The sequence below is a fragment of the Peribacillus faecalis genome (assembly GCF_014712675.1).
Classification (GTDB): Bacteria; Bacillota; Bacilli; order Bacillales; family DSM-1321; genus Bacillus_AD; species Bacillus_AD faecalis.
In genome coordinates this window covers 15,572-28,972 of record NZ_JACXSI010000027.1, presented here as the reverse complement: position 1 = coordinate 28,972, position 13,401 = coordinate 15,572, and the positions used below count along the sequence as shown (strand labels likewise).

Annotated in this window: 13 protein-coding genes; 7 read left to right on the top strand and 6 right to left on the bottom strand. The window is 39.4% G+C overall.

Features of this window, described 5'->3' with window-relative positions; all coding sequences use genetic code 11:
- Positions 1-151: 151 nt before the first annotated feature.
- From IEO70_RS12005 to IEO70_RS11995, 3 genes are all read right to left on the bottom strand, one after another.
- Positions 152-847, bottom strand: a complete 696-nt coding sequence (locus IEO70_RS12005; protein WP_190998624.1) for an ABC transporter ATP-binding protein — start codon at positions 845-847, stop codon at positions 152-154.
- Positions 847-1,971, bottom strand: a complete 1,125-nt coding sequence (locus IEO70_RS12000; RefSeq protein ID WP_190998623.1) for an ABC transporter permease — start codon at positions 1,969-1,971, stop codon at positions 847-849. The genes IEO70_RS12005 and IEO70_RS12000 overlap by 1 nt, the downstream gene beginning before the upstream one ends.
- A gap of 156 nt (positions 1,972-2,127) precedes the next feature.
- On the bottom strand, positions 2,128-2,652 hold the full coding sequence (locus IEO70_RS11995; protein ID WP_190998622.1) for a PadR family transcriptional regulator: 525 nt from the start codon (positions 2,650-2,652) through the stop codon (positions 2,128-2,130).
- 209 nt (positions 2,653-2,861) lie between these two features.
- Here IEO70_RS11995 and IEO70_RS11990 point away from each other — a divergent pair, with 209 nt between their 5' ends.
- Positions 2,862-3,038 (top strand): hypothetical protein, encoded by a 177-nt coding sequence (locus IEO70_RS11990; protein ID WP_190998621.1) that lies wholly within the window; start codon positions 2,862-2,864, stop codon positions 3,036-3,038.
- 579 nt (positions 3,039-3,617) lie between these two features.
- Here IEO70_RS11990 and IEO70_RS11985 read toward each other — a convergent pair.
- Entirely contained in the window at positions 3,618-4,601 is a 984-nt protein-coding gene (locus IEO70_RS11985) for a Gfo/Idh/MocA family protein (RefSeq protein WP_190998620.1), read from the bottom strand.
- Positions 4,602-4,790: 189 nt separating this feature from the next.
- On the opposite strand from IEO70_RS11985, the gene IEO70_RS11980 reads away from it, so the two are divergent.
- A complete protein-coding gene (locus IEO70_RS11980; RefSeq protein WP_190998619.1) occupies positions 4,791-5,114 on the top strand; it encodes a hypothetical protein in 324 nt (107 codons plus the stop codon).
- 275 nt (positions 5,115-5,389) lie between these two features.
- On the opposite strand, the gene IEO70_RS11975 is transcribed toward IEO70_RS11980, so the two are convergent.
- Positions 5,390-7,891 carry a YhgE/Pip domain-containing protein gene (locus IEO70_RS11975; protein WP_190998618.1) on the bottom strand — a complete coding sequence of 834 codons (2,502 nt, stop codon included), beginning with the start codon at positions 7,889-7,891 and terminating at the stop codon, positions 5,390-5,392.
- 414 nt (positions 7,892-8,305) lie between these two features.
- Here IEO70_RS11975 and IEO70_RS11970 point away from each other — a divergent pair, with 414 nt between their 5' ends.
- From IEO70_RS11970 to IEO70_RS11955, 4 genes are read left to right on the top strand one after another with little or no spacing between them, the layout of a single operon-like run.
- Positions 8,306-9,259, top strand: coding sequence for an ABC transporter permease (locus IEO70_RS11970; protein ID WP_190998617.1), 954 nt, complete (start codon positions 8,306-8,308; stop codon positions 9,257-9,259).
- On the top strand, positions 9,249-10,202 hold the full coding sequence (locus IEO70_RS11965) for an iron chelate uptake ABC transporter family permease subunit (protein WP_190998616.1): 954 nt from the start codon (positions 9,249-9,251) through the stop codon (positions 10,200-10,202). The genes IEO70_RS11970 and IEO70_RS11965 overlap by 11 nt, the downstream gene beginning before the upstream one ends.
- Complete coding sequence (locus IEO70_RS11960; protein ID WP_190998615.1) at positions 10,199-10,963, top strand: iron ABC transporter ATP-binding protein; 765 nt, start codon at positions 10,199-10,201, stop codon at positions 10,961-10,963. Before IEO70_RS11965 ends, IEO70_RS11960 begins: the two co-directional genes overlap by 4 nt.
- A 22-nt stretch (positions 10,964-10,985) precedes the next feature.
- A complete protein-coding gene (locus IEO70_RS11955; protein ID WP_190998614.1) occupies positions 10,986-12,002 on the top strand; it encodes a siderophore ABC transporter substrate-binding protein in 1,017 nt (338 codons plus the stop codon).
- A gap of 84 nt (positions 12,003-12,086) precedes the next feature.
- On the opposite strand, the gene IEO70_RS11950 is transcribed toward IEO70_RS11955, so the two are convergent.
- Entirely contained in the window at positions 12,087-12,569 is a 483-nt protein-coding gene (locus tag IEO70_RS11950) for a flavodoxin domain-containing protein (RefSeq protein WP_190998613.1), read from the bottom strand.
- Between the two features lie 271 nt (positions 12,570-12,840).
- Between IEO70_RS11950 and IEO70_RS11945 the strand changes: the two genes are divergently transcribed.
- Entirely contained in the window at positions 12,841-13,383 is a 543-nt protein-coding gene (locus IEO70_RS11945; RefSeq protein WP_190998612.1) for a helix-turn-helix domain-containing protein, read from the top strand.
- Positions 13,384-13,401 lie beyond the last annotated feature (18 nt).

The following is a 13,401-nucleotide window of genomic DNA, read 5'->3' as shown; positions in this document are numbered from 1 at the left end:
TGATAAATCGAGCAAGCGTGAATTTAATGGTTACTTATTTGTAACGAATAAAAGAGTATTTTTCATCGGCCGCCGTCTGCAAAACTTAATATTGAGATTATCGAGAAGATAAAAAAAGAAGCTGTCTTTTAAAGGACAGCTTCTTTTTTTATTATTTAGCTGTAACGGCTTCTTTTTGTTCCGTCAGTATACCGTCTTCCATACGGAATACTCGATCGCAATATTGGAGCATGCGCTCATCGTGCGTTACCATGATGGCAGCTTTATTACGTGATTTTACTTCTTTTGAAATAAGCTGAACAACTTCGAATGCCCGGTTAGAGTCAAGACTTGCTGTCGGTTCATCGGCAAGGATGACGTTCGGGTTGTTCATGAAAGCTCGAGCGATGGCTGTACGCTGGCGTTCTCCTCCTGATAGCTCATTCGGGAATTTGTGCAACTTCGATGCAAGACCAAGCTCCTCTAACAGTTCTTTAGCAAACTGCTTGTCTGCCGCTGTCACAGAACCGGACATTCTTTTGACCACTAACAGTTGATCGAGCACTGTTAGGTACGGCACAAGATTAGAAGTCTGCAAAATAAAGCCGATTTCATTCAGGCGCACTTTTGATAGCTGTTTAGCTGATAAACCGGCAAGCTTTTTGCCATTAATCAACAATTCGCCTTCAGATGCCTGCAATAGAGCTCCGGCAATCGTCAAGAAAGTACTTTTACCAGATCCTGAAGGGCCGATAATAGCTACGAATTCACCAGGCTCAACTGTAAGAGAAACGTTGTTTAAAGCAGTAATCGTGCTGTCGCCTTCTTTATAAAACTTCGATACGTTCTTTAATTGGATACCTGACATTATTCAACCCTCCCAATTGCTGTTAGCGGATCAATTTTTGTGATTTTACGTACAGATAATAATGAACTTAGTACCGAAATAATTAATAGTACTACGCCGTATGTGATGACAAGGACAGTGTCCAGATTAAATGGCATCGCCTCTGGCAGAATTGCTGCAGTGCCATATGACAGTGCAATACCGATAAGAATGCTAATCAGAGACAGTGTGAATACTTGTGATACGATTGCTTTAGCAAGGAATCCGTTGCTTGCTCCGATTGCCTTCATAATACCGAATTGGTTGGACTTCTGTAATGTCAGTACATAGAAGAATACTGCAATGACAAAAGCAGAGATAGCAAGCAGGAATACTAGCATCATAGTGATTGTGCCATTTTCTGCTGTGTATCCTGGCATTCCGTTAATTGCTTGTTTTTTCGTCGCTGTTTGGATGCCGTCGATTTGGCTGTCTAATTTTTCTGCATCAATATTTTCACCTTGAAGGGCGATACCATTCACTGGATTTTCGATACCGTTATCAGATCCAGGAGCGGCGAATGTGTAGTCGCGCCATTTTTCCATTGTTACATAAATAGATGTTACGTGGTTATATGTTTGGTCTTCTACGAAACCAGCAATCTCCATTTCTTCAGTGGATCCGTCAAGCTGAAGTACGTCACCAATTTTGAAACCCGCATCTTTTAATGTATCGTTGGCGATCACTTTCATTGGTTCACCGGAAGAAAGCGAGCTTCCTTCAATTACTTTCGGTTCAAGGAATGTTCCGGGTTCAATGCCGAGGATAGCAACATCTTCCTTGTCGCCGTCAAGATCTTCACCGTCTTTTACTACTGAACCCATGGAAGCGCCAATTGGAGCGGCTGCTTTCACATCGGAATTTTCCTCTTTAATGCGGGTCGTTAAATCTTCTGAAAGCAGAGATTTGCTGAGCGCGTTACTGGACCCTTTCTCATAAACGACATAGTCTGTATCCATTCCTTTTAGGGAAGCAGCGCTTAGTGTCGATAATCCGTTTCCTAAACCTGATAGGATAAATACCAGCCAAGAAATAAGCACAAGTATTGTTCCTATCATTAAAAATCGTAATTTGCCATGCTTTAATTCTTTTAAAGCAAGAAACATACATTTCACCCCTTAGTCCATATGTGAATAATCAATCCTGACTATTATGAATGAATTATACATCTATTCTGAATACGGGGTCAAATCCGTTGACTCTGAAACACTGCTTTTTTAAAACGCAAAAAAGGGAATACGACCCTGTAACAGTCCATTCCCTTAACCGGATTGCTTGGCAGATAGTTTTGCGATGGTTTCCTTCAAAAAAGAAATCTCAGCTTCCAGCATTTTTGCTTTATGAGAGATAGCCAAATTGACACCAATTGCAGTTCCGTGGTCAGGCATACTCTTGAACATATGATAGCTTTGTTCCGTTTTAGCCAATCGTTGCTGCAACGCGTTTATTGCTTTTTCCAATGGTAAGTGTTCAATAAACATCAGGCCAATATCGCCTTCATATTCTACAGCATCGCCCGAGGAAAGGTTTTCGATAAGAAGCTCATAAAAGTAAGTTCTCCCTTTTTCGTTGATTGTATAGACTTTACGCGGAGGTCTGTTTCCTTCACGTTCTGTATTGACCTCAATGAAGCCTTGTTTACTCAATTTATCTAAAGTGGCATACGCTGTAGGCTTTTTCATATTGGTGATCATCGACATATTATTCTCGATGAATTCATTGATTTGATAGCCGTGCTGGCTTTGAGCCATCAGCAGTCCGAGCAGCACTAACGAGCGGTGATCCATTTTTGAACCTCCTTTAACAAGTTATGAATTACATAAAGTATAGCATCTTTTTTGAAAAATGACTTTGTTTGGCTATTTAAAGGTACTTGGGGGAACGATAATTTCTAGCAATGTAGTCTATTTTATCTATTTTTTTGAAAACGCTTGCAAAGTTCACAATTTAGACATAAAATGTATATAAATAGTAAAAAATGGAAGGGGATTAGCGAATGGATAGTCAAGGATTTGTTCTATTTCTTCAAATATTAATCATCTTTGCATGGTTTTTGCCGTTAATTATTCCATATTGGATCTTGAAGCATTGGGCTGAGGAAAAGCGGAAAAATGATTCCGGGGGAAAGCTAAAATTTGAACCGATTGGGAAACTGAAACCGAATGAACCGTAAGTTTGATTTGTACTAAAAAGCTGTCTATAGTGCGAACCCTTAAATATAGATGATCGAATGGACAATAAGCAGGCGAATCGGAAAGACTGATTTTTCTTTCTGATCGCCTGTTTTTTATTTGTTAAGAATAGAATTTTGAACGTGGATAGCTATCTAACCTTATACCTGCCATGAGGCCTACAGGATGTAGGTCTCATCGGCGAAGACATGCGGACGTGGCGTCCTTAGCCGATGTTCCTCTCCTGCCTTCCCGAAGACCAAAGTTGTCTAGCTGCAGCGGCCAGCCAGTTTTAACCTTAGAAAAGCTTCCTCGAATATCTTGTAAAATTCATGACTGACAAGTGATGACGCTCAAGGTTATAAGCTAAATCACTCCAGGAATTTTACAATTTCCTACGTGATTCGTCTTATGCAGGTCGGAGGCTCTCAGGACGAGAGTTACAGCGACGAAGATATGCGGACGTAGCGTCCTTAGTCGCTGTTCCTTACTTGCGGGCCGCTTCCGCTTTTCGGTTCCCGAATGGCTCCTTTTTCATTAAAGTTAAATCAAAAATGAAAAAGGACCGGTGACGGTTTTTCTTATTGGTCAGCCGGATAAGTAATGCCGAGTTGGCGGCGAACTTCATCCATGATTTTAATTACTGACATAGATCGCGCAAAAGTATTAATCGATGATTCAGTTTGGTTATTTTTAATAAGGCTGATAAATTCTTTTGCTTCGTAAAACATTGTGTTTTCTTTTTGCTGCACGGATATGTCTTTTTGTTCACCATTACGGTAATTGATTTGGATATGGGAAGGAGAACTTATTTTATCGATAATAATACTTCCAGCTTCTCCTTGAATCTCATTTGGAAGGTTGGAATCTGTAATTTTTGAATACATGACAACTGCCTCGTGCTGTTCGTATTGCATAATGATGCTTCCTTGCCCATCCACGCCAGATTCAAGTATAGTGCCCATTGCTTTTATAGACTGAGGCTCACCGAATAAATGAACAAGAGGAGCAATTGTATAGACGCCGATATCCATTAAGGCCCCATTTGAAAACGTTGGATTGAAGGCATTTAAAATATTGCCTTTCTTATATTCATCGTAGCGGGATGAATATTGGCAGAAGTTAGCAAAATAGCGGCGGACTGGGCCGATTTCATCCAAATGTTCTTTAACGGCCAGAAAGCACGGTGTACATGTGGATTTCATTGCCTCCATAAATAGTACGTTATTTTTTCGGGCTGCCGCAATCATGGCTTCTGCTTCTGATTTGTTAGATGCGAACGGTTTTTCACATAAAACATGTTTGCCGTTATTCATGCAAAGAATTGCTTGGGATGCATGGAAAGAGTTGGGGCTGGCAATATAAACAGCGTCAATTGTATCGCTTTGCGCCATTTCTTCTATATCGGTAAAGGTATAGGAGGCGCCGTGGGCATTGGCAAACTCTCTTGCAGTTACTTCTGATCTTGAGTAAACCGCAGTTAAACAAAAATCTTCTAACTCTTTAGCTGCTTCTATAAATTTATCTGTTATCCAATTCGTTCCTATCACACCGAATCTTATCATTCATTAGTCCTCCTAAAAAGAAAATGCTATAACATCATTTTACAGGATGGTTCTTTTCGATATATGAAGAATTTAAGGCAATTTTGTTGTCAGTGTCATGAAATAATTTTATTCAATAACGTTTTGATGCAGTCAGATGGAGTTAAATAATAAAGAGTGAGTTATTAGGATTGAAAAGAGGGGATCAGAATGAATCCGGATACTTTGAGAATGATGAGATGGGTTAGCGGCGGTTTAGAAGCATTTTTCGGTATACCGATAATCGGCGGCTCAATCATCATCGGTTTGAATTGGACTCCGCTTTTATTTTTATTAATACTTCATATAATTATTGTAGTGTTCAGCTACCAGTATGGTGTTTATGCCTACGGCAATATATTTGGCATTGTGTCCTCTTGTATCGGTTGGATACCGATTGTCGGCATGGTGATGCATATTTTAACAGCTATTTTTATTTTTATTGAATTAATCAAAACACCTGAGAATGCTGTCGGTGACGGAGAAGCGCAATAAATTAGAGGGGGATAAAATCTTTCCTGTCTGCATATATTAGAGCGAATATGCGAGAGTCACCTGAATGTGAAGTTGCATAAAACAGACGACAATTTGAAAATATATGAAGCGCTCTTTGAGAACGGGGAGGAGCTGAATCTGAGGAATCAGTTTTATTATACAAACGAGTGCTTTGAACATGGTATGGAAGATATAAAAGAGAGGGTTCAAATATAGGGCAAGGAAAGGGTCTCCTGGTTCAACAGGAGACCCTCTTTTATGCTGAAGATTAAATCTTATGCTTCAAAGCTTGTGGAATTGCTGGCTGAATTTTTATTCTTCAAGACAGCTGTGAGGGCGATAAGCGCGACAGCAGCAAGCAAGAAGATACAAAGTGTCATGATGCTAGACCAAGCAAATCCTGTATCATTCAACGATACTAAACCTCTGAATCCGTCAATTGAGTAACGCATCGGTAAGAAGTTGCTTAAGTTACGCAATCCTTCCGGCAACATTTCAATCGGTAGACTGGAACCTGTCGTAGAAAGCTGAAGCACAAGGAAGGCTACAGCTATGAATCTGCCGATATTTCCGGCCAAAGCTACTAAGAAGTAGGCGATGGCTAGGAATGTGACGCCGGCAATGACTGCAAATAATATAAGCAGCACACTATTTAAAGCGCCGATTTTAAGGAAGAATAAAGCGAACACACTCATGATTACAGCTTGGATGGCAGCAAAACCGGCCATTTTGGCGAATTGTGCACCATACCAGGCAAATGCCGAACCGCTGTATTCATCCGGTCTGCGAGTTTCCATAAACAACGTCAGAATTAACGCACCGACAAACAAGCCAAGTGAAAGAACATATGGAGCGTTGGCATAGCGGTATAACGGGAACTCATTAATTGTCTCACCTGCGGTACCGACAGGAGAAGCGAATTGTTTAATATTCGCATCATTTACTTGAATTGCGCCTACTTTCTCAGCGCCCCCTTGTAGTCCGGATGCTAATTCTCCGCTTCCGTCTTCAATTTGTGCGATTCCGTCATCTACTTGTTGAACACCATCTGTTAATGTTGACCATCCTTCTTTGACGGTTTGGTTACCGTTGTTAACTTGGGTCATCCCAGTATCAATTTGTTTAACACCAGATGATAATTCAGACCAAGATCCTTTTAAAGTTTGAGTTCCTCCACTTACTTGAGTCATTCCACTATCAATTTGTTTGACACCGGAAGACAATTCAGACCATGAGCCTTTTAAAGTTTGGGTACCACCAGCAATTTGTGCTAAGCCAGTGTCTACTTGAGCTACTGAACTTGTCAGTGTACCCCAAGATTGATTCAAGGAAGCATTTCCATCAGCAACCCTGACAGCCCCTGCAGATAATTCTTTAGCTCTAGCAGCTAGTGTATTGGCACTTGGTATGAATTGATCAGCTCCGCCTTTTATCTCTGACGCACGATTCTGTAAATTAGAAGCTCCTTTAGTTAACTCTCCGGAGGAAGCAACTAATCGATCAGCGCTACCTTTTAACTGTTGTAAATTTCCTGCTAAGCCATTGATGTTATCTGTTACCGATTGACTTCCATTTATAAGGTCTTGATATTCTTTAACTTGAGATAGAATTGGTCCTAGAGTAGGGTGTTGAAGTAGGGCTTTAAGTCCGTTAGTAATACCGTTTGAACCACTGGCAATTCTTCCAGCTCCATCAGCCATTGCGCTAACTTGACCAGGTAAACCATTTATATTAGCTGTTAATTGTGTAGCGCCTGTTGCGAAATCATTGGCACCATTCGCATATGCTACAGCGCCGTTGGCGAATGTAGGGAGTGCTGTAGAGAACTTAGATAAATTTTCAGCTAATAAAGTGCTACCATCAGCTACCCCCCTCGATCCTTCAGCCAGTTGAACAATATCTGGTGTTTTATCCTTTAACGTAGATAAAATCTGTGATGTACCTGCTTTCAATTTACTAGACCCATCAGCTAGTTGGTTAATATTTCCAGTCCCGCCTTGGACTTTTTGCAGCAATGTAGAAGTCCCACTTTTTAGTTGTTGTGATCCACCAGCTAACTGATTGATGCTTCCAGTCCCACCGTGAACTTTTTGCAGTAATGTGGAAGTCCCGTTTTTTAGTTGTTGTGATCCGTCAGCTAATTTAGAGATGTCAGGTGATTTTTCTTGAAGTGATTCAAGGATTGTGCTTGTACCATCCTTTAGTTTGGAAGCGCCTTCATTAATTTGACCGGAACCTTCTGCTCCGTCCTTAAAACCGGAAGCGATTTCATTTAGTTGAGAGAATAAATTTTGAGCGTATGTTTGGGAGATGTTCGCAGCAAGTTGTTCGCGAATCTGATTCGTGGCAGAATTAGTGACTTGGGAGGCCATGAAATGCAAGCCTTCGTTTTTCGTGTACTTCAGTTCCGGAAGTGTCGGATTTTCAGTAAGAACGGATGTGATATTCTCTGAAAAATCTTCAGGAATTTCAATGACCATATAATACTTCAAATCCTCTAAACCTTTTTCGGCCTCTTCTTTACTGACGAAATCAAATCCTAAAGACTTACTTTCCTTCAGATTTGCAACTAAATCCTCACCTGCGTTAATCGGATCAGATCCTGACATTGCACCTTTGTCTTCATTAACAACAGCAACCGGGAGATTTGAGAGATTATCGTATGGTCCCCAAGACGCTGTCAGCATAATGGCTGCGTAGATAAAAGGCACTAATAAGACAGTTATAAGTGCAATACGCATCCCCTTCTTTCCAGAAGCTGATGAGAATTCGTTCATATAAAACCTCCATTCTAGTGATTATTAATAGAAAATGAATAAACATTCAATGTTCTATTGATTCAATATATTCGGAGCTTGTTCGCGAAATTCCTTTTAAAGATATTACTTTATTTTACATTTTTATTATTATGTGGAAATATAAAGTCGATTTAGGGGGGAATAGTCGGATTACATCTATAGCTTAAGCAGTGGATTAATATGGTACTTATAGGTGCTTATGTCAGTAACAAAGGAATCTGTAACAAAATTTATAATTTTTTTAATAAATAGCAACAAAATAGTTGCTATTATTAATGATAATCATTATCATTAGAAAAGGATAAAGAAATTATAATAGATAATCAGTTATGAGAGAATGAAGCAATCTTTATTTTTATCAAACTGAGAATATACGAATTATGGGGACTGCATATGAGATTATGGATGTTGATGATTGCAGCATTGGTGCTGTCATTTATTTCACTTTTTATTGGTGCGATAGATATTAAAGTAACTGATTTGCTTGATTGGGATTCTGATGAAACACAAATATTCTTAATCAGCCGTGTACCGCGTCTTATTGCTATTATTTTGGCAGGAGCCGGAATGAGTATTGCCGGTTTGATTATGCAAAGTCTGAGCCGGAATAAATTTGTTTCCCCGACAACGGCTGGAACTCTGGATGCAGCTAAAATGGGGATAATGATTTCTATGCTGTTTTTTACAAACGTAACGTATACACAGCAAATCATATTCAGTTTCGCATTTGCACTGGCAGGAACTTTTGTTTTTATGCAGATTTTGGATCGCATTAAATTCAAGGATGTTATTTTTGTTCCACTGATTGGAATCATGTATGGTAACATTCTGTCATCAATCACGACATTTTTTGCTTATGAAGCGGATATTATACAAAATATTTCATCTTGGTTGATGGGAAGTTTTACGCTTGTGATTTCAGGTCGCTACGAGCTGTTGTACTTGAGTATACCGGCTGTTATTTTGGCGTACCTTTATGCAAATAAATTTACAGTAGCCGGAATGGGTGAGGAATTTGCCAAAAACCTTGGTCTGAGCTACAAATGGGTTTTGAATACCGGTCTTGTCTTAGTTGCGATTATCGCTACTACTGTAGTGCTGACGGTCGGCGTTATTCCGTTTTTAGGTCTTATTGTACCGAATATCGTATCGCTTTATATGGGAGATAACTTGCGGAAAACGATTCCGCATACTGCGCTATTGGGCATTGTGTTCCTGCTTCTATGCGATATTATCGGACGCGTTATCATTCACCCGTATGAGATTCCGGTGAATGTGACTGTAGCAGTAATCGGCAGTGCAATCTTCTTAATTATGCTATTTAGGGGGAGAGCATATGCGAAATAGTTTGAAACTGGCTTTATTGTTTGTGTTGGCTGTTACCTGTGTTCTATTATACGGATTTTATGATATTAAAGGCGGATTTGATTATGCATTTCCGAGACGAATGATTCGTGTCGGCGCGATGGTTGTAACAGGATTTGCGATTGCTTATTCAACAGTCGTATTCCAGACCATTACTCGCAACCGTATTTTGACGCCTTCCGTAATGGGCCTTGATTCAATGTACGAAGTAGTGCAAACCATGATTTACTTCTTTGCCGGGTCGTTATCGATTTGGGTATTGAACAAGTATTTGAATTTCGGCTTATCAATTGCTGCGATGATTTTATTCGCGTTACTGCTGTATCGCTTTTTATTCAGAGCGGATAAGTATCCGATTTATTTATTGTTGTTGATTGGGATGATTTTAGGCACATTGCTTGGCAGTCTTGTGTCATTCTTGCAGGTGCTGATTGATCCCGTAGAATATTTGAGTTTGCAAACGAGGCTATTTGCGAGCTTCACCAGCGTAAATGCTGACTTATTATATGTTGCGATGGCGATTTTATTGGTTGCGTTCATATACGGAGCACGTATTATGAGACAACTAGATGTCATGTCCCTTGGTCGTGAAAATGCGATTAACCTTGGCATTAATTATGATCGTCTTGTAATGAATGTTTTGATTCTATCTTCTGTGCTGATAGCAACATCTACTGCACTTGTCGGTCCGATCACATTTTTAGGCTTGATTGTTGCGAACCTGTCATACCAATACTTGGTGACATATAAGCATTCAACCTTAATTGTCGGTGCCGGTTTGATCAGTGTCATTGCTTTAGTTGGTGGACAATTCCTTGTTGAGCATATATTTGAGTTGAGCACAACAATCAGTGTCATCATCAACTTTGTAGGCGGTATTTACTTTATCTACTTATTATTAAAGGAAAGTAGGGCGGCGAAATGATTGAAATCAAAGGACTTACGAAGAGATTTGGGAAAAAGGCCGTCGTAGAAGATGTTACGGTAACGATTGAGCCGGGGACGATCACGTCTTTTATCGGTCCAAACGGTGCCGGTAAGTCAACGCTTCTTTCAATGGTCAGTCGCTTGATGAATGCAGACACAGGGGAAGTTTTACTGGATAAAAATAACGTGAGAAAATGGAAGTCTGATGATTTTGCCAAGCGTGTTTCAATATTGAAACAGTCAAACTACATTAATGTGCGTTTGACAATACGCGAGCTTGTTTCATTTGGACGATATCCATATTCAAAAGGCCGTTTGACGGCAGAAGATGAACAATTTGTTGATCAAGCAATTGAATATATGAACTTGACGGATATGCAGGATAAGTTTTTAGACGAATTATCCGGGGGTCAAAAACAGCGAGCTTTTATCGCAATGGTCATTGCGCAGGATACAGATTATGTATTGCTGGATGAGCCGTTGAATAACTTGGACATGAAACACTCGGTCCAAATCATGAAAATTTTGCGCAAGCTTGTAGATGAGCTTGGCAAAACGGTTGTTATTGTTTTACACGATATCAACTTCGCATCGGTTTATTCTGACCGCATCGTTGCATTAAAGGACGGTAAGGTCGTCAAAAATGGGCCGACGCATGAAATTATTAATTCAGATGCACTCCGGGACATCTATGATATGAACATCCCTGTACAAGAACAAAACGGTTGTCGCATTTGTGTATATTTTAATTCTCATTAGAAAAAGGGAGAGGGAAAGAAAAATGAAAAAGTGGCAATTATTCACATTAGTTTTGTCGTTAGTATTCGTACTTGCGGCATGTGGTTCTGACGATACGTCAAAAGAATCAGATAAAAAAGAGGCAGAAAAAACTTCTGCAACAGCAGAAAATTCTGCATATCCGTTAACAGTTTCTCCAACTGTTGCTTCAACTGAAAGCGAAGAAGCGGGCACAATTACTTATGAAGATATTACTTTCGAAACAATGCCTGAGAAAATGGTTGTATTTGATTATGGTTTCTTAGATACACTTAATACGCTTGGTGTAGAAGGCGTTGTTGGGTTAGCGAAAGATTCAAGTTTACCTGAGCATTTATCTGAGTATGCTAGTGATGAATACGCTAGTGTTGGTAGCTTAAAAGAGCCTTTATTAGAAGACATTGCAGAACTTGCTCCGGATGTAATCTTTATCTCTGGTCGTCAAGCTCCATTCTATGAGCAATTATCTGAGATTGCTCCAGTTGTTTTCGTAGGTACTTCACAAGATGATTACTGGAACACATTCTTGAAATCTGTTGATGTAGCTGCGGAAATGTTCGACAAAGAAGAAGAAGCTGCAGAGCACATCGCGAAAATCGAATCTGCAATTGAAGAAGTGAAAACATTAGCTGGCAACTATGACAATGTTTTAGTAACAATGTACAATGAAGGTAAATTATCTGGTTTCTCAACAAACTCTCGTTTCGGTTATATTTATGACATCTATGGATTTGTTCCTGCAACAGAAGACATCGAAGCTTCTTCTCATGGTTCTAACTTTGGCTTCGAATCAATCCTAAGTATCAATCCGCAAGTGTTGTTTGTAATCGACCGTACAGCAGCGACAGGTGACGAATCTAATATCGAAGCAGATATGGAAAATGATATCATTAAGAAAACAACAGCTTATAAAAATGACAACATCGTTTACTTAGATGGTCCGCTATGGTACTTAAGCGGCGGCGGCTTGGAATCTGAGCTTGCTAAAATCGAAGAAATCCTAGCTGAATTAGGTAAATAATAGATAGAAGGCATGTCAATTCATTGGCATGCCTTATTATATAGAAGCAAGTAGAAGAAGACCTTTGGAGATTCCGAAGGTCTTTTAATGTGCATGCGATTGTACTTCTTGTGCGAAATGATCAATGTGGTCCGGCAGAATTTTTGGCTGTTCTTCTGTTTTGGCAGAGCGCAATGCCATCTTGGTAACTGTTTTTTCGAAAAAACTTAGTGAATTCAAATGAAGTTCTCCCCCGAAATTCTCTTTAGCGAAGGCGTGTTTCAATAACTCAGGAGGGAAATTATCGATAAAATGCTGTTCTGCTTGATTCGGAAATCCGCAGCAAATATAAAGAGCAACATCCTTTTGCAGAAGCTCAGATAAGTGTGCTTCAACAAATTGATGGACTTTCTTATTTATGCGGCCGTATCGGATTGCTCCGCCGATAATGATAGGATTACAGCCTGAAAGGTCAACTGTTTTCGTTGCCAGATTAGCTAACACAGCATCAGACAGTTTTTGTTTTAGTATTTCTGCGCACTTTGCTGTTGTCCCGCTCTTTGATGCATAGACTATCAATGTTTTCATATCGTTACCTCCTATATTTTTAACAGTTTTATACCCGATAATTACAGAAGAAAAATATTAGAAAACAAAATATTTCTTTGTTTGTGAAACTTGAGTAAATTAAGTGAAGAAAATGTACGCAAAAAATGACGAAACATGAGATATTTTTCTTGAAGTTTTGAATAAACCTTGTATAATATCTAATGTTAAAAGTAAACTTGAAGTAAAGTTAAAGTAAACTTTATTCATTCGGAGTTTACTGATATTAAACACGATTGAGGGTTAATTAATCATGCAAATCGGAAAGAAAATTAAGAACTTGCGCTTGAAAAAAGGGTTAACTCAGGAAGAACTGGGCGAGAGGACAGATTTAAGCAAAGGGTACATTTCTCAACTTGAACGAGATTTGAGCTCGCCGTCTATTGAAACTTTTTTTAATATTCTAGAGGTGCTTGGTTGTTCGCCGAAGGATTTCTTTAACGAAGAGGATCGTATACAAAAGGTTGTCTATGGCGAAGAAGACCAGACAGACTATATCGATGAAGAGCGTGGTTACCAGATTCAATGGCTAGTACCCGAATCGAATGAGAAAGAAATGGAACCGATTATTATTACATTTGAGGAAGACGGAGAATTCAAGATTTTTGAGCCGTCTTTATCAGAGACGTTCGGATACGTATTAAAAGGAAAGATAAAAGTAATTTTGGGAAAAAGAGAATACTATGCAAAAGAAGGCGAATCCATCTATTTCAGCGCCTCTGATCAGCATCAGGTAACGAATGGACATAAAGGCATTTCGCAACTTTTATTAGTAGCAACAGATTCATACTTATAACAGCAGCAAATAAACAAT